The sequence below is a fragment of the Amycolatopsis sp. NPDC021455 genome, from assembly GCF_040640995.1.
Lineage (GTDB): Bacteria > Actinomycetota > Actinomycetes > Mycobacteriales > Pseudonocardiaceae > Amycolatopsis.
Window position 1 is genome coordinate 44,693 of the sequence record NZ_JBFACT010000038.1, and the last position, 24,038, is coordinate 68,730.

The 24,038-nt window shown below is 73.2% G+C and carries 17 protein-coding genes and 1 riboswitch; of the genes, 4 read left to right on the forward strand and 13 right to left on the reverse strand.

What is annotated here, in order from left to right; genetic code table 11:
* Nucleotides 1–2 precede the first annotated feature (2 nt).
* Both AB0G28_RS31970 and AB0G28_RS31975 read left to right on the forward strand, forming a co-directional pair.
* Nucleotides 3–734 (forward strand): beta-phosphoglucomutase family hydrolase, encoded by a 732-nt coding sequence (locus AB0G28_RS31970; RefSeq protein WP_361097463.1) that lies wholly within the window; start codon nucleotides 3–5, stop codon nucleotides 732–734.
* Nucleotides 731–3,133 carry a glycosyl hydrolase family 65 protein gene (locus tag AB0G28_RS31975; RefSeq protein ID WP_361097466.1) on the forward strand — a complete coding sequence of 801 codons (2,403 nt, stop codon included), beginning with the start codon at nucleotides 731–733 and terminating at the stop codon, nucleotides 3,131–3,133. Before AB0G28_RS31970 ends, AB0G28_RS31975 begins: the two co-directional genes overlap by 4 nt.
* Here the strand turns inward: AB0G28_RS31975 and AB0G28_RS31980 are convergent.
* Both AB0G28_RS31980 and AB0G28_RS31985 read right to left on the reverse strand, forming a co-directional pair.
* A complete protein-coding gene (locus AB0G28_RS31980) occupies nucleotides 3,114–3,296 on the reverse strand; it encodes a hypothetical protein (protein WP_361097469.1) in 183 nt (60 codons plus the stop codon). The two genes, AB0G28_RS31975 and AB0G28_RS31980, sit on opposite strands and share 20 nt — an antisense overlap.
* Before the next feature lie 41 nt (nucleotides 3,297–3,337).
* The gene (locus tag AB0G28_RS31985) at nucleotides 3,338–4,279 is read right to left on the reverse strand and encodes an exopolyphosphatase (protein WP_361097472.1); all 942 of its coding nucleotides are present in this window, start codon (nucleotides 4,277–4,279) and stop codon (nucleotides 3,338–3,340) included.
* Nucleotides 4,280–4,564: 285 nt separating this feature from the next.
* Between AB0G28_RS31985 and AB0G28_RS31990 the strand changes: the two genes are divergently transcribed.
* Nucleotides 4,565–5,167 carry a class F sortase gene (locus AB0G28_RS31990; RefSeq protein ID WP_361097476.1) on the forward strand — a complete coding sequence of 201 codons (603 nt, stop codon included), beginning with the start codon at nucleotides 4,565–4,567 and terminating at the stop codon, nucleotides 5,165–5,167.
* A 21-nt stretch (nucleotides 5,168–5,188) separates the two neighbouring features.
* Here AB0G28_RS31990 and AB0G28_RS31995 read toward each other — a convergent pair whose 3' ends face one another.
* The 3 genes from AB0G28_RS31995 to AB0G28_RS32005 form a co-directional block, all read right to left on the reverse strand.
* Nucleotides 5,189–6,229, reverse strand: a complete 1,041-nt coding sequence (locus tag AB0G28_RS31995) for an LLM class F420-dependent oxidoreductase (protein ID WP_361097479.1) — start codon at nucleotides 6,227–6,229, stop codon at nucleotides 5,189–5,191.
* A gap of 32 nt (nucleotides 6,230–6,261) precedes the next feature.
* Nucleotides 6,262–7,473, reverse strand: a complete 1,212-nt coding sequence (fahA, locus tag AB0G28_RS32000; RefSeq protein WP_361097483.1) for a fumarylacetoacetase — start codon at nucleotides 7,471–7,473, stop codon at nucleotides 6,262–6,264.
* Between the two features lie 145 nt (nucleotides 7,474–7,618).
* Nucleotides 7,619–14,248 carry a DUF885 domain-containing protein gene (locus AB0G28_RS32005; RefSeq protein ID WP_361097486.1) on the reverse strand — a complete coding sequence of 2,210 codons (6,630 nt, stop codon included), beginning with the start codon at nucleotides 14,246–14,248 and terminating at the stop codon, nucleotides 7,619–7,621.
* Nucleotides 14,249–14,382: 134 nt separating this feature from the next.
* Here AB0G28_RS32005 and AB0G28_RS32010 point away from each other — a divergent pair, with 134 nt between their 5' ends.
* Nucleotides 14,383–15,429, forward strand: coding sequence for an AsnC family protein (locus AB0G28_RS32010; RefSeq protein ID WP_361097489.1), 1,047 nt, complete (start codon nucleotides 14,383–14,385; stop codon nucleotides 15,427–15,429).
* Between the two features lie 158 nt (nucleotides 15,430–15,587).
* On the opposite strand, the gene AB0G28_RS32015 is transcribed toward AB0G28_RS32010, so the two are convergent.
* The 8 genes from AB0G28_RS32015 to AB0G28_RS32050 form a co-directional block, all read right to left on the reverse strand.
* A complete protein-coding gene (locus AB0G28_RS32015; protein ID WP_361097492.1) occupies nucleotides 15,588–16,517 on the reverse strand; it encodes an RluA family pseudouridine synthase in 930 nt (309 codons plus the stop codon).
* Nucleotides 16,514–17,083: a signal peptidase II gene (gene lspA / locus AB0G28_RS32020; RefSeq protein ID WP_361097543.1), complete on the reverse strand. Its 570-nt coding sequence runs from the start codon at nucleotides 17,081–17,083 to the stop codon at nucleotides 16,514–16,516. Before lspA ends, AB0G28_RS32015 begins: the two co-directional genes overlap by 4 nt.
* Before the next feature lie 125 nt (nucleotides 17,084–17,208).
* Nucleotides 17,209–17,805 (reverse strand): hypothetical protein, encoded by a 597-nt coding sequence (locus AB0G28_RS32025; protein WP_361097495.1) that lies wholly within the window; start codon nucleotides 17,803–17,805, stop codon nucleotides 17,209–17,211.
* 4 nt (nucleotides 17,806–17,809) lie between these two features.
* Nucleotides 17,810–18,409 (reverse strand): hypothetical protein, encoded by a 600-nt coding sequence (locus AB0G28_RS32030; protein WP_361097498.1) that lies wholly within the window; start codon nucleotides 18,407–18,409, stop codon nucleotides 17,810–17,812.
* 16 nt (nucleotides 18,410–18,425) lie between these two features.
* Nucleotides 18,426–19,751 carry an aminotransferase class V-fold PLP-dependent enzyme gene (locus tag AB0G28_RS32035; RefSeq protein ID WP_361097501.1) on the reverse strand — a complete coding sequence of 442 codons (1,326 nt, stop codon included), beginning with the start codon at nucleotides 19,749–19,751 and terminating at the stop codon, nucleotides 18,426–18,428.
* Between the two features lie 37 nt (nucleotides 19,752–19,788).
* Nucleotides 19,789–19,903: riboswitch (SAM riboswitch) on the reverse strand.
* A gap of 78 nt (nucleotides 19,904–19,981) precedes the next feature.
* Nucleotides 19,982–21,460 (reverse strand): potassium/proton antiporter, encoded by a 1,479-nt coding sequence (locus AB0G28_RS32040; RefSeq protein ID WP_361097504.1) that lies wholly within the window; start codon nucleotides 21,458–21,460, stop codon nucleotides 19,982–19,984.
* A 96-nt stretch (nucleotides 21,461–21,556) separates the two neighbouring features.
* On the reverse strand, nucleotides 21,557–22,240 hold the full coding sequence (locus AB0G28_RS32045) for a metalloregulator ArsR/SmtB family transcription factor (RefSeq protein WP_361097507.1): 684 nt from the start codon (nucleotides 22,238–22,240) through the stop codon (nucleotides 21,557–21,559).
* Nucleotides 22,241–22,365: 125 nt separating this feature from the next.
* Nucleotides 22,366–23,988 (reverse strand): penicillin-binding transpeptidase domain-containing protein, encoded by a 1,623-nt coding sequence (locus tag AB0G28_RS32050; protein WP_361097510.1) that lies wholly within the window; start codon nucleotides 23,986–23,988, stop codon nucleotides 22,366–22,368.
* Nucleotides 23,989–24,038: the final 50 nt, after the last annotated feature.

The following is a 24,038-nucleotide window of genomic DNA, read 5'->3' on the forward strand; positions in this document are numbered from 1 at the left end:
GCATGACGGGATTGCCCGAGACCATCACGGCCTGCCTGTTCGACCTCGACGGAGTGCTGACCGGCACGGCGGTCCTCCACCGCGAGGCCTGGAAACGGACGTTCGACGAGTTTCTCCGCACCCGGGACGGCGCCGCCTTCCGCGAGTTCACCGCCGCGGACTACGCGACCTATGTGGACGGCCGCCCGCGCGCCGACGGGGTCCGCGAATTCCTGCGCTCACGCGGGATCGAGCTGCCCGAAGGCAGCCCGGACGACCCGCCGGACGCCCCCACCGTCAACGGCGTCGGCAACCGCAAGAACGACCTCGTGCTCAAGATCATCGACGAACGCGGGGTGAGCCCGTATCCCGGCTCGATCCGCTACCTCGACGCGGTCAAGGCGGCCGGGCTGAAGATCGCCGTCGTCACGTCCTCGGCCAACGGCGCGAAGGTGCTCGACGCCGGCGACCTCAGCAAGTACGTCGAAGCCCGGATCGACGGCATCGTCATCCGCGAACAGCACCTCAAGGGCAAGCCGGCGCCCGACTCGTTCCTGGCCGGCGCCGCCGCGCTCGGCGTCGAACCCGCCCACGCGGCGGTCTTCGAGGACGCCCAGTCCGGCGTCCAGGCGGGCAAAGCCGGCGGCTTCGGGTACGTCGTGGGCGTGAACCGGGCCGACCAGGCCGCCGAACTGCGGGCGCACGGGGCCGACATCGTCGTCGACGACCTCGCCGACCTCCTGGAGGACAAATGACCGAAGAGGTACACGGCTACGAGTGCGCGCCGTGGGAGCTGCGGTGGCGCGGCATGGACGTCGACGCCCTGCAGCGCACCGAATCGGCGTTCGCGGTGTCCAACGGCCACATCGGGCTGCGCGGCACCCTCGAGGAGGCCGAGCCGCGCGGGCTGCCCGGCACCTACCTCAACGGCTTCTACGAGCAGCACGAGCTCCCGTACGCCGAAGCGGGTTACGGCTACCCCGAAGAAGGCCAGACCGTCGTCAACGTGACCGACGGCAAGATCATCCGGCTGCTCGTCGAGGACGAACCGCTCGACATGCGCTACGGCGCGGCCACCGCGCACGACCGGGTGCTCGACTTCCGCAAGGGCACGCTGTGCCGGACCACGGAGTGGTCGTCCCCGACCGGACGGCGGGTCCGCGTGCGCACCGAGCGGCTGGTGTCGTTCACCCAGCGCGCGATCGCCGCGATCCGGTACGACGTCGAGCCGCTCGACGAGGACCTGCAGCTGGTCGTGCAGTCCGACCTGCTCGCCAACGAGCCGATCGAGTCCGACACCAGCGACCCGCGGGTGGCCGCGGCGCTGAACGCGCCGCTGGTGAGCGAGTTCCACCGCGCGTCGGAGTACAACGCCGTGCTGGTGCACCAGACCCGCCGGTCGGGGCTGCGGATGGCCGCGGCGATGGACCACAAGATCGAGGTGGACGACGGGATCCGCGCCCGCATCCACGCCGAGGAGGACCTCGCCCGGCTGACCGTCGCGGTCGACGTCCCCCAGGGCGGCCGGCTGCGCATCACCAAGTTCCTCGCCTACGGCTGGTCCGCGCAGCGCTCGGTGCCCGCCCTGCGGTCGCAGGTCGAGGCCGCGCTGGCCGGTGCCCGCCAGACGGGCTGGAAGGGGCTGCTCACCGAGCAGCGCCAGTTCCTCGACGACTACTGGGCCACCTCGGACATCGAGATCGACGGCGACCCCGAACTGCAGCAGGCCGTCCGGTTCGCCCTGTTCCACATCCTCCAGGCCGGGGCCCGCGGCGAAAGCCGCGCGATCGCCGGCAAGGGCCTGACCGGGCCGGGTTACGACGGGCACGCCTTCTGGGACACCGAATCCTTCGTCCTCCCGGTGCTCACCTACACGGTCCCGGACGCGGCGCGCGACGCCCTCCGCTGGCGTCACTCCACAATGGACAAAGCCAAGGAACGCGCGCACCAGCTCGGGTTGCGCGGCGCGGCCTTCCCGTGGCGGTCGATCAACGGCGCCGAGTGCTCGGCGTACTGGCCGGCGGGCACGGCGGCGTTCCACGTCAGCGCGGACATCGCCGACGCCGTCCTGCGCTACCTCAACGCCACCGGCGACGAGGAGTTCGAACGCAACTACGGCACCGAGCTGCTGCTGGAAACCGCGCGGCTGTGGGCGTCGCTGGGCCACCACGACCGGCACGGCGCGTTCCGCATCGACGGCGTCACCGGGCCGGACGAGTACTCGGCGGTGGCGGACAACAACGTCTACACGAACCTGATGGCGCGGCGGAACCTCCTGGCCGCGGCGGACTCGTGCGAGCGGCACCCGGACGTGGCCGGGCGGTTCGGCGTCGACGCCGTCGAGCTGGACTCGTGGCGCGCGGCCGCCGCGGCGATGTTCCTGCCCTACGACGAAGAACTCGGCGTGCACCCCCAGTCGGAGGGGTTCCTCGACCACGACGAGTGGGACTACGAGGGCACCGACCCCGCCCACTACCCGCTGCTGCTGCACTTCCCGTACTTCGACCTGTACCGCAAGCAGGTGGTCAAGCAGGCGGACCTGGTGCTGGCGCTGCACCTGTGCGGCGACTCGTTCAGCCCGCGGGAGAAGGCCCGGAACTTCGAGTACTACGAGGCGAGGACCGTGCGCGACTCCTCGCTGTCGGCGGGGACGCAGGCGGTCATCGCCGCCGAGGTGGGTCATCTCGAGCTGGCCTACGACTACCTCGCCGAAGCCGCGCTGACCGACCTGCACGACGTGCACAACAACGTGCGCAACGGCCTGCACATGGCGTCGCTGGCCGGGGCGTGGCAGGGCGCGGTGGCCGGGTTCGGCGGCCTGCGCGACCACGGCGGCACGCTGTCGTTCGCGCCGCGGCTGCCGCCGCAGCTGGACCGGATCACCTTCCGGCTGATGTTCCGCGGCACCCGGTTCCAGGTCGAGATCGACCGCGACCAGGCCACCTACCACGTCGTGGCGGGCGCGCCCCTGGAAGTGCTGCACCACCACGAGCGCATCACGATCACCGACGAGCCGCAGCGGTTCGCGATCCCGAAGATCGACGCGGGTGAACCGCCGAAGCAGCCCCCGGGGCGCGCCCCGATGCGGCGCGACTCGGAAATGGTGCGTCAGTACGCGGAGCCGACCAACCCGGTCACTGCGGAAGGTCGCTGACGGCGTCCCGCGCGGGTGGGGCCGGCACCTCTTCGGTCCCGCCCGGGCTGACGTCCGGGTCCGGCGCCGTGGGCACGTCGTGGGTCAGCTGACTGGGCTTGGGGAGCTTCGGGAGCTCGTCGTCTTCGTCGTCGTGGGCGCGGATGCGCTGCTGCTCGCTCATGTGTTCCGGAATACCCGGTTTTCCGGGCCACGGCCAGCGGATCAGGCCGCGCGCTTCCCCGCCGCGGCTCTCGCCTTGTCCTGCAGGGTCAGGAGCAGGCCGTCACGGGTGGACCACGGGCAGATCGTCACCTTGCCGCCCGCGACCGTCAGCAACGCTTCGGCCACGATCGCGCCCGCGAGGGCCTGGTGGGCCCGGCTGCGGGAGATGCCGGGCAGTTCGGCCCGCCTCGACGGCGGCAGCGCGGCGAGCCGCGGGATCCACGCCCGCAGGTCGTCGAGCCGCAGCTCACGGCACTTGCCCGGGCGGGCGCCCGCCAGCCGCGCGAGCTGCTGCAGCACCTTCGAACAGCCGACGACGCGCGGGTCCTCGACGTCCGCGGCCCCGAGCGTGGGGCCCACGACGTCGAGAGCATGCGCGCGCAACGCCTTGACCTGCTTGTTCGACACGCGCTCGGAGGGCAGCCAGTCCCGCGTCATCGAGCGGGCGCCCAGCGGCAGCGAGCGCGCGAACGTCGCCTTTTCGCCGCGTCCGGCGGCCAGCTCGACGGTCCCGCCGCCGATGTCGAGCACCAGCATCGGGCCGGTGTCCGCGTCGTACCAGCGGCGGGCGGCCAGGTAGGTCAGCTCGGCCTCGCAGCGGCCGGACAGGAACCGCAGCTCGACGCCGGTTTCCCCGGCGACGTGCCGGACCACTTCCGCCGCGTTGGCCGCGTCGCGGATCGAAGACGTCGCGAGCGGGTAGACGCCGGTGACCCCGTGGCGGTACGCCGTGGTCATGCCGGCGGCGACGGCCGCCGTGACCGCCGCGATCCCCCGGTCGGTGAGCCGGCCGCGGCTGTCGAGCTCGCGGTCCAGGCGAAGCCGCGTCTGGTGGTTCAGCACCGGCTCCTCGGGGGAGCCGTCGACCGGCACCACGACCAGCCGGGCGCTGAACGAACCGACGTCCAGCACGCCCACCGCGGGCTTTTCCCTTTTTCGCACAGCTCGGCGCACCTCACTTCCGCCCCGATGAATATCCCCAGTCCGGCCGGTTCAAACCAGCAATGATGTCCGATGTCACGCCATTCCGCCGGACAACCGGGGCATTGGCGGCGTCCGGCGGTGTCCGTGGGGAGCGAAGGTCACAGTGAGATAACCCGATCGAGTGAATCCCTGGTGGACCGGACACGATTCGGTAACGCCCGGGATCCTGGCGCGATTCACCAGGCGTCAGCAGTGGCGGGGAGCAGCAGTGCTCACGGGAGAGTGCTCACGGGAGCGGCGGAAGTGATCGAACGGCCCGAGCGGCGATCCGAGCTCGCACGGCCGGCCGCGGTCGTGCTCGCGGTCGTGGCCGGGCTCGGCTGCGTCCTGCTCGGCGTCGCCTCGGTGCTCGCCCCGGCCACGACGGTGGCCTCCGGCGCGGCCTCGGCGGACCCGCCCGCGGCGGCCGGCGCCCGGCCGGCGGCGCTCATGATCCCCGAACTCGGCCTGGCGCTGAACCACGTGGTCGCCCTCGGCCACATCGGCGGCCGCCGCGAGCAGCCCGGCACGGCCCTCGGCGTCGGCTGGTTCACCGACAGCGCGGTCCCCGGCGCCCCCGGCGTGGCGGTGTTTTCCGGCCACGCCGGCTTCGGCTATTCCGCCGGCGCGTTCGCCCACCTGGACACGCTGAAGCCGGGCGCGACGATCATCGTCCGCGACGAGCTCGGCCGCGAGGCCCGCTTCACGGTCCGCACGACGGCGCTGTTCCCCGCCGCCGAGCCGGACAGCACGCTGGTCGCCCCCGAGGACACCGGCCCGGAGCTCCGGCTGATCACCAGCGACGGCACCAACGACGACCCCGCCCTCAGCGGCCCCCGGTACGCGGTCTACGCCGTCCCGGCTTGACGGGCCGGCGGCTCGGAGCGCTCAGCCGATCAGTTCCCGCAGCTGGGACACCGCCGCCACGCGGGCTTCGCGGCCCGGCTGCAGCGGGGTCACCACCAGCGTCGTCACCCCCGCGTCGGCGAAGGCCGCCAGCCGCTCCTTCACGTAGCCCGCCGGGCCGACCAGGGAGATCGCGCGCAGCAGCTCGGCCGGGACGGCGGCCGCGGCTTCCTCCTTCTTGCCGTCGAGGTAGAGGTCCTGGATCAGCTTCGCCTCGGCCTCGTAGCCGTAGCGGCACGCCAGGTCGTTGTAGAAGTTCTTGCCCCGCGCGCCCATCCCGCCGACGTACAGCGCCACCATCGGGCGCACGTAGTCGAGCAGCGGCTCGACGTCGTCGCCGATCGCCAGCGCGACGGTGACGAACGTGTCCAGCTCGCCCAGCGCCGGGTCGCGTTTCGCCTTGCCTTCGGCGAGGGAGGAGCCCCAGACGTCCGCGGCCTTCTCCGGGTGGAAGAAGATCGGCTGCCAGCCCTCGGCGATCTCGGCGGTGAGCGCGACGTTCTTCGGCCCGAGCGAGGCCAGCAGCACCGGGATCCGCTCGCGCACCGGGTGGTTGATCAGCTTGAGCGGCTTGCCCAGCCCGGTGCCCTGCTCGGGCGGCAGCGGGATCGTGTAGTGCTTGCCTTCGTGCACGACGCGTTCGCGGCGCCACACCTGGCGGCAGATCTCGACGATCTCGCGGGTGCGGGCCAGCGGCGCGTCGTACTTCACGCCGTGGAACCCCTCGATGACCTGCGGACCGGACGCGCCGAGCCCGAGGATGAACCGCCCGTCGGAGACGAAGTCGAGCCCGGCCGCGGTCATCGCGGTCAGCGTCGGCGTGCGGGTGAAGATCTGGAAGATGCCCGACGCGAGCTGGACGCGCTCGGTCTTCGCGGCCAGGTAGCCGAGCTGGCTGACCGCGTCGAACGAGTAGGCCTCCGGCACGAAGACGACGTCGAGGCCCGCCTTCTCCAGTTCGACGACGTCGGCGACGCTCTCGGCGAAGCCTCCGGCGTAGCTGATGGCGGTCCCGATCCTCATGTGCATCCTCCCGGACTAAGCGTGCGCTTAGCCTAACTCGGGACCACCGTGCCGCGCACCTCCCCCAGGCCGATCCGCGTGCCGCCCGGGCCCGGGGCGGTCGCGCTGATCACGACCTCGTCCCCGTCTTCCAGGAACGTCCGGGTTTCGCCGCCGGGCAGCTCGAACGGCTCCCGCCCACCCCACGACAGCTCCAGGAACGAGCCGCGCTGTTCGCGTTCCGGGCCGGTCACCGTGCCCGACGCGAACAGGTCGCCGGTGCGCAGGCTCGCCCCGTTGACCGTCATGTGCGCCAGCTGCTGCGGGGCGGTCCAGTACTGGGTCGCGAACGGCGGGCTCGACACCAGGTGGCCGTTGAGCCGGATCTCGAGCGCCAGGTCCAGCCCCCATTTTTCGGAGGTCCGCAGGTATTCGAAGGGTTCCGGGTCCTGCGGCGGGCCGTCGACGCGGGCGTGCTCGAGCGCGGCGAGCGGGACGATCCACGGCGACACCGACGTCGCGAACGACTTGCCGAGGAACGGACCGAGCGGCTGGTACTCCCAGGCCTGGATGTCCCGCGCCGACCAGTCGTTGACGAGGCAGACGCCGAACACGTGGTCCGCGAAGTCCGCTGTGGACACTGCAGTGCCCAAAGTGGACGGAACGCCGACGACGAACCCGACCTCGGCCTCGATGTCCAGCCGCTGCGACGGCCCGAACGACGGCGCCTCGGCGGCGCGCGGCTTGCGCTGCCCGTGCGGCCGCACGACCGGCGTGCCGGACGGCACCACCGTGCCGGACCGGCCGTGGTAGCCGATCGGCAGGTGCTTCCAGTTCGGCGGCAGCTCGGTGGCGTCGGGCCGGAAGATCTTGCCGGCGTTGAGGGCGTGGTGCTCGCTGGAGTAGAAGTCGACGTAGTCGGCGACCTCGAACGCCAGGTGCGTGGTCACCTCGGCCAGCGGGACCAGGTGCGGCCGCAGCCGGTCGGCGTACCGGGGTTCGGTGAGCCACTCCCGGACGCTTTCGCGCACTTCCCGCCAGGTGCCCGGCCCGGCGGCCAGCAGCGGGTTGAGCACCCCGGCGGTGAGCAGCGGGGCGAACGCCGCCGCGGTCTCGCCGGCCGCCGCGGTCAGATCGAGCACCCGGTCACCGACCGGCACCCCGACCCGGCGCGCGGGCGCCCCGCCGACCGAGAAGACCCCGTAGGGAAGGTTGTCCAGGCCGAACGGCGTGTCATCGGCGAGGTCGAGCCAGGTCACGTTCACTCCTCGGTGTTCCGCCCGCAGGGCGCGTCGCCTGCGGGATCGAGCCAAGCCACGTCCACTTCCCCGGCCGGCCGCGCCGCCGCCGAGCCGGCCACCCCCGGCCCGGGTCGCCCCGGCCGCCCGGCACTGCCCCACCGAACCCGGCTCACTCGCCGGCTCCCGCGGCACGCGCCGCCACCCAGTCGGCCACCACGTCCGCCAGGACCGGCAGCGGCAGGGTGCCGCTGCCCAGGACCGTGTCGTGGAACTCGCGGATGTCGAACCGCTCGCCCAGCGCCCGCTCGGCCTCCGCGCGCAGCCGCTCGATCTCCAGGCGGCCCACCATGTACCCGAGCGCCTGGCCGGGGTGGCCCGCGTAGCGGTCGATCTCCGCCTCGATCTCGATCCGGGCCATCGGCGTGTTGGCGACCAGGTAGTCGACCGCCCGCTGCCGGCTCCAGCCCAGCGCGTGCAGGCCCGTGTCGACCACCAGCCGGGCCGCGCGCATCGAATCCTGCGTCAGCAGGCCGAGCCGGGCCGTGCTGTCCGAGTACAGGCCCATCTCGTCCGCCAGGCGTTCGGCGTACAGCCCCCATCCCTCGGCGAAAGCGTTGAACAGGGCGATCCGGCGCAGCAGCGGCACACCGGTGAGCTCCTGGGCCAGCGTCAGCTGGAAGTGGTGCCCGGGTACGGCTTCGTGGAACGCCACGGCCTCCCCCAGCGTCCGTTGCCGCTGGTCCGCCTCACTCGTGTTGGCGTAGTACGTGCCCGGCCGCGAACCGTCGAGCGACGGCTCGATGTAGTAGGCGATCAAACCGCTCTCGGCGTCCGCGCCGGGCACCGGGGCCACCTCGCACCGCTGCGCCGGAACGCGCGAGAACCATCGGGGCGCCGCGGCTTCCGCCCGCTTGATCGTCGCGCGGGCGGCTTCCAGCAGCTCGTCGCCGTCCCGCCAGCGCAGCGCCGGGTCCGTGCGGATCCGCTCGAAGATCTCCGCGAGGTCGGTCGTGCCGAACAGCTCGGCGCCCAGCTCGCGGTACTCCCCCGCCAGCCGTTCGATGATCGCCAGGCCGGTGTCGTGCAGGTCCTGCGGCGTGCGCTCGGTCGTCGTCTCGGCCCGGATCAGGGCCGCGTACCGCTCCGGCCCGCCCGGCAGGTCGCCGATCCCCGGCGACGTTTCGGGCCGGGCCATCGGGACGACTTCGCCGGCCAGGAAGTCCCGGTACCGCCGGTACGCCGGCCGCACCACTTCGGCCAGCAGCCGGTCGCGCTCGGCTTCGAGGCCCCGGACCGGCACCTTCAGCGGGTCGTTCTCCGGCGCGGCGAGGTACCGCTCGACGTACCCGATGCCGATGCGCGCCAGGAACTCCGGCGGTGTCAGCCCCTCGGCGAGCGCGGCCCGCTGCCGCTCGATCAGCTGGTCCAGGTACGTGCCGACGGCGGCCAGCCGGCTCAGGTAGCCACGGGCCTTGACGTCGTCGTCGAGGATCGTCTGCGGCAGCAGCATCAGCAGTTCGAGGGCCGGCGCGGCCAGCTCGTCGCTCACCGCGATGCCGGCCCGGCCGGAGTCGAGCACGTCGATCTGGGTGCGGGCCTGCCAGATGACGACATCCCGGGTGACGCGCTCGGCCGGCGCCAGCCCCGCCGGGTCGATCGCCTCCGCCCGCGCGAGGATCCCGGCGAGTCCGGCCCGGAACCGGGCGGCGGCTTCGGCGGTCTGGTCGGCGAGCTTGTCGTGCGTCCCCGGCAGGCCGTACAGCGACGGCAGCAGCGGCTGCGCCTCGGACATCAGCGCCAGGCACTCGTCGGCGAGCTTCTCGGGCGTGTCGCGGCGCTGGGCCACCCACTCCGCGACGACGCCGGACAGCACCGGCAGCGGCAGGGTGCCACTGCCGAGCACGACGTCGTGGAACTCGCGGATGTCGAACGCCTCGCCCAGCACCTGCTCGGCCTCGGCGCGCAGCCGCTGGATCTCCAGCCGCCCCACCATGTAGCCCAGTGCCTGGCCCACGTCCGCGGTGTACCGGTCGACCTCCGCTTCGATCTCCAGCAGCGCCATCGGCGTGTGCTCGGCGAGGTAGTCGACGGCCTGCTGCCGGCTCCACCCGAGCGCGTGCAGGCCCGTGTCGACGACCAGCCGGGCCGCGCGCATCGAATCCTGGGTCAGCATGCCCAGCCGCGCCACGTCATCGGAGTACAGGCCCATCTCGTCCGCGAGCCGCTCGGCGTAGAGCCCCCAGCCCTCGCCGTAGGCGTTGACGTGCAAGATCCGGCGCAGCAGCGGCAGGCCGGTCAGGTCCTGGGCCAGGCTGAGCTGGAAGTGGTGGCCCGGCACGGCTTCGTGGAACGCGATCGCCTCGCTGGTGAACCGCGGCCGCTTCTCCGCCTCGTACGTGTTCGCGTAGTACGTACCCGGACGGGTGCCGTCCAGCGACGGCCGCAGGTAGTACGCGATCGTGCCGCTCGCCGCGTCGGCCGCCGGCACCGGCGCGACCTGGCACTTCTGCTCCGGCACCCGCGAGAACCACTGCCCGGCCACGGTTTCCGCGCGGGTGATGGCGGTCCGGGCCGCGTCCAGCAACTCCTCGCCGTCCCGCCAGCGCAGCGCCGGGTCGGTCCGGATCCGGTCGAAGATCTCCCCGAGGTCGGTGGTGCCGAACAGCTTCCCGCCCAGCTCGCGGTACTCGCCGGCGAGCCTCTCGATCAGCGCCAGCCCGGTGTCGTGCAGTTCCTGCGCGGTGCGCTCGGTGGTCGTTTCGACGCGGATCAGCGCGGCGTACCGCTCCTGCCCGCCCGGCAAGGCGCCGATGCCCGGCGAGGTCTCGGGCCGGGCCACCGGCGCGAGCTCGCCGGCCAGGAAGTCCCGGTACCGCCGGTACGCCGGCCGCACGACCTCGGCGAGCAGGCGGTCACGCTCGGCTTCGAAGCCGTCGAGCGCATACGGCGGTGTCACCCGCAGCGGGTCGCTCTCCGGCGCGCCGAGGTAGCGGTCGACGTACTCGACGCCGACGCGCACCAGGAAGTCCGGCGGCACCCGCCTGTCACCCGCCGCGGCGCGCTGCCGGTCGATCAGCGCGTCGAGGTAGCCGCCCAGCCCCGCGAGCCGGCTCAGGTAGCCACGGACCTTCGGCTCGTCGTCCAGCACCGTCTGCGGCAGGTAGAGCAGCGGCTGCAGCGCGGGCGCGGCGAGCCCGTCGCTGACCGAGATGTCGGCGCGGCCGGAGTCGATCTCGTCGATGGCGGACTTCGCCTGGGAAAGCACGACCTGCAGGGTGACGCGCTCGTCGGCCGGCAGCCCGGTGGGGTCGAGCGCCTCGGCCCGCGCGGCGATGGCGGCGTAGCCCGCGCGGAGCCGGGCTTCGGCCTCCGCACCGGGATCGGGCAGCCGGCCGGGGTCGGCGGGCAGGCCGTACAACGACGGCAGCAGCGGCTGCCGTTCGAAGTCCAGCGCGAGCAGCTCGTCGGCCAGCTTCCCGGGCGTGTCGAGCCGCTCGGCCACCCAGTCGGTGACCACCTTGGCCAGCGCGGAGAGCGGCAGCATGCCGTGGCCCAGCACGACTTCGTGGAAGCCGCGGATGTCGAACGCCCCGCCCAGCGCCCGCTCGGCCTCCGCGCGCAGCCGCTCGATCTCCAGGCGCCCCACCATGTACCCGAGCGCCTGTCCCGGCCAACCGACGTACCGGTCGATCTCCGCCTCGATCTCCAGCAACGCCATCGGCGTGTGCTCGACCAGGAAGTCGACCGCCCGCTGCCGGCTCCACCCGAGCGCGTGCAGGCCCGTGTCGACCACCAGCCGGCCCGCCCGCATCGAATCCTGCGTCAGCATGCCCAGCCGCGCCACGTCATCGGAGTACAGGCCCATCTCGTCCGCGAGCCGCTCGGCGTAGAGCCCCCAGCCCTCGCCGTAGGCGTTGAACATGCCGATCCGCCGCAGCAGCGGCAGGTTCCGCAGCTCCTGGGCCAGGCTGAGCTGGAAGTGGTGGCCCGGCACGGCTTCGTGGAACGCGATCGCCTCGCTGGTGAACCGCGGCCGCTTTTCGGCTTCGTAGGTGTTGGCGTAGTAGGTGCCCGGCCGCGAACCGTCGAGCGACGGCTGGAGGTAGTAGGCGATCGTGCCGCTCGCCGCGTCGGCTTCGGGCACCGGCGCGACTTCGCACTTCTCCTTCGGAATGCGCGAGAACCACTGCGGCGCCACGGCTTCCGCTCGCGCGATGGCGTCACGGGCCGCGGACAGCAGCTCTTCGCCGTCGCGCCACCGCAGGGCCGGGTCGGTGCGCAGCCGCTCGAAGATCTCGGCGAGCTCGGTGGTGCCGAGCACCTTCGCGCCCAGCTCGCGGTACTCCTCCGCGAGCTTCTCGATCAGCGCCAGCCCGGTGTCGTGCAGCTCCTGCGCCGTGCGCTCGGTCGTCGTCTCCGCACGGATGAGCGCGGCGTACCGCTCCGCACCGCCCGGCAGGTGGCCGATGCCCGGTGCGGTGTCGGGGCGGCCCGCCGGTTCCACTTCGGTGCGCAGGAAGTCGCGGTAGCGCGCGTACGCCGGGTGGACGACCTCCGCGAGCAGGCGGTCGCGCTCGGCCTCGAAGCCCTCGACGGCCGCGGTCGTGCCGACCTTCAGCGGGTCTGTGTCCGGCGAAGCGAGGTAGCGATCGATGTACTCGGCGCCGACGCGTGCGAGGTAAGCCGGCGGCACGAGCCCGTCGGCGAGGCTTTCGCGCTGCCGCTCGGTGAGCGTGCCGAGGAACGTGCCGACCGAGGCGAGCCGGGCGAGGTAACCGCGTGCCTTCTTCTCGTCGTCCAGCTTGTAGTAGGGCAGGTACAGCAGCAGCCCCAGGGCGGGGGCGGTGAGCCCGTCGCTCACCGCGACGTCGGCCGTCCGCGCGGCCAGCCGGTCGGCCTCGACCTCGGCGGCGGCGATGACGACTTCGCGTGTCACGGCCTCCTCGTGCGTCAGGCCCTCGGTCGCCAGCGCCCGCGCGCGGGTGGCGAGATCGGTGTAGGCGGCGCGGAACCGCTCCTGTGCCTCCCGCGTCTGGTCGGCCAGCCGGTCGTGGCCGCCGGGCAGGCCGAGGATCGACGGGTGCAGCGGCTCCTGCTCGAACGACAGCTCGACGAGCTCGCTCGCCAGGCCGCCGACGGTGTCGCCGTGCCCGGCCACCCACTCGTCGACGACCGACGCCAGCGCGGGCAGCGGCAGCGAGCCGCCGGCCAGCACGAGGTCGTGGAATGCGCGGACGTCGAACCGCGAGCCGAGCCGCTCCTCGGCGCCGCTGCGGATCCGCTGGATCTCCAGGCGCCCCACCATGTACGCGAGCGCCTGGCCCGGCCACGCGATGTAACGGTCCACTTCGGACTCGATCTCGACGCGCGCCTCCGGCGTGTGCTCGAGGAAGTAGTCCACGGCCTGCTGCCGGCTCCAGCCCAGCGCGTGCAGCCCGGTGTCGATGACCAGCCGGGCCGCGCGCACCGAGTCGGCGGTCAGCATGCCGAGCCGCGCGACGTCGTCGGAGTACAGCCCCATCTCGTCCGCGAGCCGCTCGGCGTACAGCCCCCAGCCCTCGGTATAGGCCGTGAAGTTGCCGATGCGGCGCAGCAGCGGCAGTTCGGTGAGCCCCTGGGCGAGGCTGAGCTGGAAGTGGTGTCCGGGCACGGCTTCGTGGAACGCGGTCGCTTCGGCCGTGTGCCGGAACCGCTCGCCGGCTTCGTGGGTGTTCGCGAAGTAGATGCCGGGCCGCGAGCCGTCGGCGGCCGGCCGCAGGTAGTACGCCGCGGGCGCGCCCGGCGCGACCTCCGCCGGCACCGGCTCGACCGAGCACTGCTCGCCGGGGACCCGGCCGAACCACTTCGGCGCTTCGGCGGCAGCCCGGGCCACGGCCGTGCGGGCGGTGTCCAGCAGCTCGTCACCACTGCTCCAGCGCAGGGCCGGGTCAGTGCGCAGGCGCTCGAAGATCTCGGCCAGGTCGTCGGTGCCGAACACCTTCAGCCCCAGCTCGCGGTACTCGGTCGCGAGGGAGTCGATGACGTCGAGACCGATCCGGTGCAGTTCCCGCGGGGTGAGCTCGGTGGTCGTGTGCATCCGCACGAGCCGGGCGTAGGCCGCTTCGCCGCCGGGCAGCCACGAAAGGCCGGGCCGGTCCGCGGGCCGCCCGTGCGGCTTCACCTCGTCGGCGAGGAACCGGCGGTACTCCGCGAAGGCCGGGCGGACGACGTCGGCGAGCAGCTCGTCCCGCCGCCGCTCGAACTCCTCGTCCGGCGCCGGCTGGCGGCGCAGCGGGTCGGCCGACGGCTCGGCGAGGTAGCGGTCGAGGTGCGCGATGGCGGCGTCGACCACGTGAGCCACTGGGAGCAGACCGTCGGCGATGCCCTCGGCGTGCCGCCGCGCGGCCTGGCGCAGGAACTCCGGGACGGCGGCCAGCCGCCCGAGCTGGGCCTCCGCGGCCGCGCCCGCCGTCACCGTCGTCATCGGCAGGGCGGTGAGCAGCGAAGCCGCGGGCGCGACGAAGAGGTTCGTGACGGTGAACTCCACCATGCGCGAGTCGATGGCCGCGATGCGGGCTTCGGCGGAGGTGATCAGGACGTCGCGGGTCACCCGGTCCTCGGCGGACAGGCCGCCGGTTTCCAGCGCGCGGGCCCGCTCGAGGAACGCCTCGAGCCGCGCCCGGAACGCCTGCTCGGCTTCGGCGGACAGGTCCGGCAGACCGGGCTCCGCCGGGCGGACGCCCAGCAGCGCCGGCGTCAGCGGATCGGCGGCGAACAGCACTTCGACGAACTCGTCGGCGAGTTCGGTGACCGCGGTCATGGCAGGACCCCCAGCTTCGGCTGTTGTGCTCCAGGCCGACCCTAACGGAGATCACCGACAGAACCGGCGGGCCGTTCGCCGGGGGCGGACGGCCTTCGGCACGGGCGGGCCGGCGAGGCGGTAGCGTTCACCGAGTGGCCGTGACCGATCCCGTGGATACCCGCCTGCTCGCCGCGCTCGCCGACCTCGGCAAGGCGGCGGTGCACGAGCTGGCGGCGAAGGTCGGCATGGATCCCCGCGAGGTCGCCTACCGGCTGGTCGCCCTCTCCGGCAGCGGGCTCCCCCTGCTCGTCGGCGTCGAAAGCGACCCCCAGGGGCTGCGGGCGGCGATCGCCGGTGCCCCGCCGTCGTGGGCGAACCGGCCCCCGCAGCAGGTCCCGGCGCCCCCGCCGCAGCAGCCGGTGCCGCCGGTCCAGGGCGTGCCGTCGGGTCCCTACAACGTCCAAGGCGCACCATCGGGTCCCTACACCGTGCAGGGCGCGCCTTCGGGGCCGTACAACGTCCAAGGCGCGCCGTCCGGACCCAACAACGTCCAAGGCGCACCATCGGGGCCGTACACCGTCCAAGGCGCGCCGTCCGGGCCGTACACCGTCCAGGGCACGCCGTCGGGGCGGTTCCCCGGCCCGCCGCCCCGGCCGCCGCAGCCCCCGCGGTTCACCCCGCCGCCGGTGCCGCTCGACCCGGCCGTGAGCACCTGGGGCCTGCCGCAGACGGCGTCGTGGGCCCGCGGCGACGAACCCGCCAAGCCCGCCGCCGCCGGCAAGCGCGGCCGGATCGGCGAGGTCATGGAGACCCAGGGCCTCGAGGGCGAGCAGCTGTCGGTGCAGCTGCTGGAGGTCCAGGACCCGGCGGACTTCCTCTTCAGCGCCGCCGGGTACCGGCTCGAAGAGGGCGAACGCGCGGTGGTCGTGCACACCGAGATCACCAACCGCGGGACGATCCCGTTCGTGTCGCTGCCGGACAACTACCTCGAGCTGCTCACCGCCGACGGCAAGGCGATCGCCAAGGCCCCGGTGTCGCTGACGTCGCGGCCGCCGCACAAGATCGGCGTCAAGCCGGGCGAGACGCTCGGCGGCCACACGGTGTACGTCCTCCCGGACGCCACCCGCGTGGTCTCGGTCCGCTGGAGCCCGCGGCCGGAGCCGGACGAGCGCACGCTGACCTGGTCGATCGAGGACTAGCGTCACGCGTCGCAAGTTGTTTGACGCTCGGACGAGCGCCCCAATGTGGCGTTCGGTGCGTCCAACGCACCCAATGTGGCGTTCGGTGCGTCAGACGCAACCAACGCCACATTGGGGCGCATTCCGGACCGCTGTCAACGCCCCTCGGACGCGCGACATTAGTAGCTCTCGTCGCGCAGGATCTCGAGGGCTTTCGCCAAGTCGTCCGGGTACTCGGACTCGAACTCGACCCAGCGGCCGTCCGCGGGGTGGGCGAACGCGAGGGTCTTCGCGTGCAGCCACTGGCGGCTCAGGCCGAGGTGCCGGGCCAGGACCGGGTCCGCGCCGTACGTCAAGTCACCGACGCAGGGGTGCCGCAGCGCGGAGAAGTGGACGCGGATCTGGTGCGTCCGCCCGGTTTCCAGCTTGATGTGCGCGAGCGACGCGGCGCGGAACGCCTCGACGACCTCGTAGTGCGTCACGCTCGGGCGGCCGCCCTGGACGACCGCGAACTTGTAGTCGTGGCGCGGGTGGCGGTCGATGGGCGCGTCGATCGTGCCGCGCGTCGGGTCCGGGTGGCCCTGGACGATCGCGTGGTAGCCCTTGTCGACCGTGCGCTCCTTGAACGCGCGCTTCAGCACCGTGTAGGCGTGCTCGCTCTTGGCCACCACCATCACGCCGGTGGTGCCCGCGTCGAGCCGGTGCACGACACCCTGGCGCTCGGCCGCGCCCGACGTCGAGATGCGCAGGCCGGCCGCGGCGAGACCGCCGACGACGGTCGGGCCGGTCCAGCCCGGGCTCGGGTGCACCGCGACCCCGACCGGCTTGGAGATCACGACGATGTCGTCGTCGTCGTGCAGGATCTGCATGCCCTCGACCGGCTGCGCGACGACCTCGACCGGGTTCGCCGGCTCCGGCAGGGTGATCTCCAGCAGGCCGCCGCCGGAGAGGCGGTCGGACTTGCCCGCGGGACGGCCGTCGAGCAGCACGTCCCCGGACTCGGCCAGCTCCGCGACGACGGTGCGCGAAAGGCCGAGCAGCTTGGCGAGGCCGGCGTCGACCCGCATCCCGTCGAGCCCGTCGGGCACCGGGAGCATCCGCGAGCTCACGCCTGCTCCTCCTGGGTCTGCTGCGTCGCCTGGGCGGCTTTCTTCTTGTCCTTGGTCGACGTGCCGTCGTAGTCCTTGCCCAGCAGCGACAGCAGCACGATCAGGGCACCGCCGACGCAGATCGCGGAGTCGGCGATGTTGAAGATCGCGAAGCCCTTGCCGTTGGGGGCGAACGCCGAGATGAAGTCGACGACGTGGCCCTGCAGCCCGCCGGGCGCGCGGAAGATGCGGTCGGTCAGGTTGCCGGTGGCGCCGGCGAGCACGAGGCCGAGGCCGATGGCCCAGCCGATCGAGCGCAGCCGCCGCGACAGCCAGACGATCGCGATGACCACGGCCAGCGCGACCAGCGCGAGCACCCACGTCATGCCGGTGGCCATCGAGAACGCGGCACCCGGGTTGCGGATCACCTGCAGGTAGATCAGCCCGCCGAGGATCTTGACCGGCTCCTTGCCCTCCAGGTTGGCCACGACCAGGTTCTTCGTCACCAGGTCGATCGCCCAGAACACGACGGCGACGGCGAACACCCAGCCGACCCGCCGCTTCGGCAGCAGCGGCTTCGCCGGCACCTCCGGGTTCTCGGGCGCGTCGGCGGCCGGATCGGGCACCGCCTCGACGGGCTCGGCGGGCGCGGCGGTGTCGGGTTCGGAGTGGCTGGGCTCGGTGCTCACCGGTCCATTGTCCACGGCGCTGGTCAGGCGGTGGCGGGCCCGTCCGGACGCGGGCGCAGGAGCACGGCGAACGCGGCCGCGAACAGCACGCCCGCCGCCACGAGCGCCCCGGCCACCGGAGGCAGGAACAGCGTCGCGACCAGCGCGAACACACCGGCGACGGCCGCCAGGAACCAGCTGCGCTCGTAGCCGGCCAGCACCAGCAGGCCCAGCGTCGCCAGCAGCGCGCCGCGCACGTCGCCACCCAGCCCGAGTTGGAGAGCGCCGGCCAGGTCGAGCAGGGGGACGGCGGCCAGCGCCCCGAGCGTGCCGAGGAGATACCGGCCGGGACGCGACGGCCGCAGCTCCCGCCGGTACCAGGCGGCGACGGCGAGCACCACGCAGACGAGACCGGCGAGCCAGCCGAGCCGAGCCGAGGGCACGGCGTCGACCGAGACCGCGACGGCGGCCGGGTACCCGGTGCCGCCGACTCCGCCGGTCCCGAGGCCGTAAAGGCCTTGGGTCAGCTGGTACCCCTGGGCAGCTTCGATCTCGTCCGGGACCACTTCGACGGCCACCATCACCAGCAGCGCGAACCCCAGCGCGGCCATCGGGAACCAGGACCGCCGTGAACTCCCCATCGCCTCAGGGTATCGAGCGCGGGTTCCCCCGCAGCAAGGCGACGAAGGCGGCGGCGAACAGGATCAGCGCCGAGATCAGCACACCCGCCATGTCCGCCGAGAGCACCACGGCGACCAGGGCGAACGCGACCGCGGTGAGCAGGACGAACCGGCTGCGCTCGTAGGCGGCCAGGAGCAGCAGGCCGATCGTGGCCAGCAGCGGGCCGCGCAGCCCCTCGCCGAGCCGGAACTGCCAGGACCCGACCAGGTCGAGCAGCGGGACGGCGAGCAGCGCGCCGATCGTGCCGAGGACGAACCACCCGGTGCGGACGGGCCGCAGGGCGAGCGCGTACCAGACGGCCGTGCCGGCGAGCACCACGCCGAGCGCGACCAGCCACGCGGGCCCGGCCGGCAGGCCACTCTCCACCGTGTGGAAATCGTCCAGCGGCAACCGGAACGCCTGGCTGTACCCGGTCGTGCCGGGCGGGGCCGAGTACGGCCCGAAGAGATTCGCGGCTTCGCTTTCGGCCCGGCTGCGGCGTGCCACCAGCTGTACCGCGGCCAGTCCGATCTCGGCGAACCCCAGTAGTGCCAGTGGAAACCAGAACCGCGACCCTCTCCCCATCGGCCCAGGCTAGCGCTCAGCAGAACGGCGGCAGCTCCCGCGGGTCGCCCACCGGCGCCCAGCGGCCGTCCACCTTCGCGTACTCCCAGCGGGCGCCGCGCGCGACGATCTGCCGCAGCGCCAGGATCACCCGGTCGACGTGCTCCTCGGTGCTGCCGAGGCCGAGGCTGACGCGCACCGCCTGCTGCCCGTCGCCACCGGTGACGCCGATCAGGCGCTTGGCCGCGATGTGGGCGCAGAAGGCGCCGTCGCGGACGCCGATGCCGTACTCGGCCGACAGGACCGCGGCGAGCCAGCCCGGGTCGAAGCCGTCGACGACGAAGCTGACCGTGCCGACCCGGTCGACCGGCGCGTCGAACAACCGAAGCTCGGCGCAGCCCGGGATGCCCTCGAGACCCTTGCGCAGCCGGGCGAGCAGGGCCTGCTCGTGCGCCACGACGGCGTCCCAGCTCCGGCTCAGGGTTTCGCACGCCACGCCGAGCGCGTACACGCCGACCGTGTTGGGCGAGCCGGCTTCGTGCCGCTCCGGGCCGGAGTTCCAGACGACGGCGTCCCCGGTGACGAACTTGGTCGCCCCGCCGCCGGCGAGGTACGGGCGGGCCGCGCGCAGCCAGTCGGCACGGCCGATCAGCGCGCCCGCGCCGAAGGGCGCGTACAGCTTGTGACCGGACAGCGCGACGTAGTCGACGTCCAGCTCCCTGATCGAGATCCGGCGGTGCGGGGCGAGCTGGGCGGCGTCGAGCGCGACGCGGGCGCCGCGCTTGCGCGCCACGGCGGCGATCTCCGCCACCGGGAGCAGCTCACCGGTCACATTGGACGCTCCGGTGACGACGACCAGCCGCGGCCCTTCCGGGGCGTCCGCGAGCGCTTCGTCCACAGCGGACACCGCGGCCAGCCGGGTGCGCGGGGTCGGGATCCGCCGGACGTTCGGGCCCTGCCACGGCAGCAGCGCGGCGTGGTGCTCGGTGTCGAACACGACCACCGTGGTGTTCCGGGGCAGGCTGCGGGCGAGCAGGTTGAAGGAATCGGTGGTGTTGCGGGTGAACACCACGGTGTCGGTCCGCCGCGCGTCGACGAACCGGCGCAGGACGTCGCGGGTGCGCTCGTAGAGCTTGGTCGAGACCTGCGACGCGAAGCCGGCGCCGCGGTGGACGCTGGCGTACCACGGCAGGAACTCGTCGACGGCGGCGCGCACGACGTCGAGACAGGGGGCGCTCGCCGCGTGGTCGAGGTTGGCGTAGCCGATGTCGCCGCCGGTCACCAGCGGCACCCGCAGCGACGCCCCGGCGACAGCGGGAACGGCGGCGATTTCGAGCTGGGTGCGGTCGATGGCGAGAGTCATCGGTGCCTCCTCGGCGATCCGGGGGACCCCGGCGAGGGGCCCGCGCTTGCCCGTCGCACGGCGCGACCGGCCCGGTCCTCACCCGGGGCACCCCACCGCGGTAGGAGGGTTGCCGGCCAGCAAGCCGGGGCTTCGCGCTGGCACTCATGACCTGAGCCAGAAGGTAACCGAGAACGCGCCGGGCCGCCAACCCCCGCCTCACATTCTGAGACGGCGGTCACAGAGCGTGCTCAGCGGCCGGACTCGCCCTTCCAGCGGGCCAGGCGGCCGGCGCGGTCGACGGCGCGGAGCCGGCGTTCGGCGGCGTCGCGGACGTCACTCGTCGTGACGACCAGCAGCTGGTCGTGCTCCTGCAGCCGGCTGGTCTTCTGCGGCGTGAACCCCGCGCCGTCGCGCACGACCAGGCTGACCGTCGCCCCGACCGGCAGCCGCAGCTCGGACAGGTACACGCCGTGCATCTTCGAACCGGGCTGGATGCGGACCTGCAGCAGCTCGGCCCCCAGCTCGTCCAGCGGCGCGGAGTCGACCTCGATCTCGTGCGCCTCGGACTTCCTGGCCAGCCCGAGCTTGCGCGCGAGCGGCCCGAGCGTCGCCCCCTGCAGCAGCGTCAGCACGATGACCAGCACGAACACCGCGTCGACCAGCCGTTGCGCGCCCGGCAGGCCTTCCGACAACGGGATCATGGCGAGCACGATCGGCACCGCGCCGCGCAGGCCGGCCCACGACAGGAACGCCTGTTCCCGCCACGGCAGCCGGAACGGCAGCATCGCCAGCACGACCGAGATCGGCCGCGCCAGCAGCAGCACGACGGCGCCCGCGACCAGGCCGGGCACGATCGCGTCGAGCAGCCGGCCCGGCGAGGCGAACAGGCCGAGGAGGACGAACAGGCCGATCTGCGCCAGCCAGCCCAGTCCCTCGGCGAACGACAGCGTGTCCGACCGGTGCGGCAGCCGCGAATTGCCGAGCACGAGCGCGGCGACGTAGGTCGCGAGCAGTCCCGACGCGTGCAGCAGCTGCCCGGACGAGTACGCCACGACGCACACCGCGATCGTCGCGAGCGGGTAGAGCCCGGTCGCCGGCAGCGCGGCCCGGCGCAGCGCCATCCCGCCGAGCCGGCCGAAGCCGAGCCCGATGACCAGGCCCGCCACCAGCTCGTAGACCGCCAGCAGCGGCAGCGTCCAGTCCACAGTGGTGCCTTCGGCCAGCACCACGACGGCGATGTAGGCCGGCGCGTCGTTGATGCCCGACTCGAGTTCGAGCGCCCCGGTGAGCCGTTTGCCGATGCCCGCGGTGCGCAGCACCGAAAACACCGCGGCGGCGTCGGTGGAGGCGAGCACCGCGCCCCACAGCAGAGCCAGGCGCCAGTCGAGCCCGAGCAGCCAGTGCAGGGCCGCGCCGGTGACCGCGATGCTCACCACGACGGCCACTGTGGACAGTGCGATTCCGGCGCCCAGCGCGGGTTTCACCGCCGACCACCGGGTGGTCAGCCCGCCTTCGGCGAGGATCATGACGAGGGCGGCGAGGCCGAGCGACTGGGTCAGGCCGGGGTTGTCGAACCGGATCCCGAAGCCGGCTTCGCCCAGCAGCACGCCGATCGCGAGGTAGAGCAGCAGCGAGGGCAGGCCGAGCCGGATGGACACGCGCACGGCGAGCACGGAGGCCAGCAGCACGACGCCGCCGACGCCGAGCAACACGGGGAGCTGGTCCATGCCGCCTCCTCCCGAGTGCCGTGGGGCACTCAGAATAGTGAAGCGGCTGGGTTAACTCGTTCGTGTACCGCTGCCCCGCGCGGGGGACCCGGTGTGTTAAGGCCCACCCAGCGCGCCGAGATCGACACCCAGCGCCGCGAACGGCTTCGCGGCGGCCGGCAGGACCTTGACCGCGCGGTGCGCGTCCCGGGCGACCCAGCCGGCTTCGACCGCGCGGTCGAGCAGCGCCGCGGGCAAGGCCCCGGCGAGGTGGTCCCGGCGCTCCGTCCAATCCAGACAGTCCCGTAACAGCGCCCGCCGCCCGGCGGCGACCGGCACGCCGAGGCCGGCCAGCACCTCGCGGCCGCGGCCGGTCAGCGCGAGCCCGGCGCCCGCGTCGACCAGGCCGGTGGCCAGCATGCCGTCCCGGAGGGCGACCCCGAGCGCGCCGGCGAGGTGGTCGTAGCACGTCCGCGCGAACCCGAGCCGCTGCACCCGCAACGAGGACTTCAGCCCGGTCGCCGGTCGCTGCTCGGCGTGCTGGGCGAGGTGCTCGATCAGTTCGGCGACGCGCGGATCGGCGATCCGGACGTAGCTCGCCCGGCCCTGCTTGACCCGGGCGACGAACCCCGCGTCGGCCAGCCGCGTGACGTGCTCGCTGGCCGTGGAAAGCGCGATCCCGGCCGCCTTCGCGAGCTCACCGACCGTCCAGGCCCGCCCGTCCAGCAGGACGAGGCACATAGTGGCCCGGCTCGGGTCGGCCAGCACCGCGGCCACCTCGGCCAGCGCGATCGTCTCCATACCCCCACGCTACGGCGGCGAAGCTTCGCCCCCGCCCGAACCGACACGGAGCTTTCACGTGAAAGCTCCGCCGGCGAGGGGGTGGGGGCACTTTCACGTGAAAGCTCCCGTCCCGAGGGGGTGGGTCAGAGGGCCTTGAGGAACTTCGTGGCCAGGGCGACCGCGGGGCCCGAGTCGTTGGACTTCTCCAGGACCACGGCGAACGCGACGTGGTCGCGGTAGCCGACGAACCAGCCCGTGGCGTCCGAGCCGTCGCCGAACTGGGCGGTGCCGGTCTTGCCGAAGACGTTGCCCGCCGCCGCGGCGCCGCGGGCGGTCCCGCCGGTCACCACCGCGTGCATCAGCTTCCGCACTTCGCCGAGCACGGACGACGGCGGCGGCGAGTAGCTCTTGACCACCGTGGTCTCGACGTCGTGCCACAGCTTCGGCGTGATCGCCTTCCCGGAGGCGACGGTCGCGGCCATCACCGCGCCGCCGAGAGCGCTGACCTGGATCCGGCCCTGGCCGAACCCGTCCTCGACCTGCTCGTCCTTGCTCGCCGCGGGCTCGACCTTGCCCAGTTCGGTGTTGAGCCCCGGGATCTCGTAGTCGGCGTTGAGGCCCAGTTCGTCGGCCGCCTTCTTCAATCCGTCCGCGGGCAGGCCGAGCGCGAGCTGCCCGAACGTGGTGTTGCAGGACTTCGCGAACGCCGTCTGCAGCGTCGTCGCACCCAGCTCGAAGCCCTCGTTCTTGACCGTCCGCGTGCCGATCGTCGCGACGCCGGGGCAGTCGACCGGCGAGGCGGCGTTGAGCCCGCTCTGCTGGACGGCGGCGACCGCGGTCGCGATCTTGAACGCCGAACCCGGCTCGTACAGGCCGTTGAGCGCCTTCGGCGCGTCCCCGGCGGCGGCGTTCTGCGCGACGGCGAGGATGTCGCCCGACCCCGTGTCGAGGGCGAGGAGCATCGCCGAACCCTGGTAGCCGTCCACCGCGGCCTGGGCGGCGTTCTGCGCGGCCAGGCTCAGGCTCGCCACGAGCGGCTTCGCCCCGTCCGACGCCTTGCCGAACAGCGTCTCGACGCTCTTGCCGGCGGCGTCGACCCGATCGACGGCGAAGCCCCCGCCCTTCGCGGCCGTGACCTGCCCGGTGAGCGCCGAGCGCAGCAGCGGCGCCGGGTTGCCCTCCACCGGGCGCACACCGCCCGGCCCGGAGACGAGCAGGGGTTTGCCGTCACGGTCGGTGACCGCGGTGGTGTCCTGCACGGCGGTGCTGATCACCAGCCGCTGGCCCGCCTCCAGGCTCGGGTGCAGCAGGGACGGCGCCCAGTGCACCAGCCACTTGCCGCTCGCCTGCGCGAGCTGGAACGGCACGTCGTAGGCCCACGTCTTGCCCGGTTTCAACGCCCACGACAGGGTGAACGTCCCGCCCGTCTGCTTCGCGCCGGCCGGGGCGGGCTGCAGGACGGTCAGCTTGGCGGTCACCGACGACGGGTTCAGCGCGTTCCGCGTGTTCCGCAGGGCCACGGCGGACGCCGCGGCGTCGTCGGTCAGCCTGGCCGCCGCGTCGGGGTTGTTCTCGGACAGGTCCTGCAGGTACTCGGTGATCGCCGACTTCGGGTCGAGCGCGCCGGGGCTCTCCACCTCCGTCGGCGCGGTGGCCGCTTCGGGTGCCGAGCCGCCGCCGTTCAGCAGGAAGAACCCCGCCACCACGACCACGACGACCAGCAGCGCGCCGCCGATCAGGATGCCTCGTCTTCTGGACGGACTCATGCCGCGTAACCCCTCCCCCAAGGTGCCGCCCCCGAGCAGGGGTGGCCAGT

Bases quoted from the DNA above. Each gene is read 5' to 3' on its own strand.
- AB0G28_RS32030 (WP_361097498.1), bottom strand. From the start codon at position 18,409: ATGGGGAGAGGGTCGCGGTTCTGGTTTCCACTGGCACTACTGGGGTTC.
- AB0G28_RS32045 (WP_361097507.1), bottom strand. From the start codon at position 22,240: ATGGAGACGATCGCGCTGGCCGAGGTGGCCGCGGTGCTGGCCGACCCG.
- AB0G28_RS32040 (WP_361097504.1), bottom strand. From the start codon at position 21,460: ATGGACCAGCTCCCCGTGTTGCTCGGCGTCGGCGGCGTCGTGCTGCTG.
- AB0G28_RS32035 (WP_361097501.1), bottom strand. From the start codon at position 19,751: ATGACTCTCGCCATCGACCGCACCCAGCTCGAAATCGCCGCCGTTCCC.
- AB0G28_RS31995 (WP_361097479.1), bottom strand. From the start codon at position 6,229: ATGAGGATCGGGACCGCCATCAGCTACGCCGGAGGCTTCGCCGAGAGC.
- AB0G28_RS32050 (WP_361097510.1), bottom strand. From the start codon at position 23,988: ATGAGTCCGTCCAGAAGACGAGGCATCCTGATCGGCGGCGCGCTGCTG.
- AB0G28_RS32025 (WP_361097495.1), bottom strand. From the start codon at position 17,805: ATGGGGAGTTCACGGCGGTCCTGGTTCCCGATGGCCGCGCTGGGGTTC.
- AB0G28_RS31975 (WP_361097466.1), top strand. From the start codon at position 731: ATGACCGAAGAGGTACACGGCTACGAGTGCGCGCCGTGGGAGCTGCGG.
- AB0G28_RS31970 (WP_361097463.1), top strand. From the start codon at position 3: ATGACGGGATTGCCCGAGACCATCACGGCCTGCCTGTTCGACCTCGAC.
- AB0G28_RS32005 (WP_361097486.1), bottom strand. From the start codon at position 14,248: ATGACCGCGGTCACCGAACTCGCCGACGAGTTCGTCGAAGTGCTGTTC.
- AB0G28_RS31980 (WP_361097469.1), bottom strand. From the start codon at position 3,296: ATGAGCGAGCAGCAGCGCATCCGCGCCCACGACGACGAAGACGACGAG.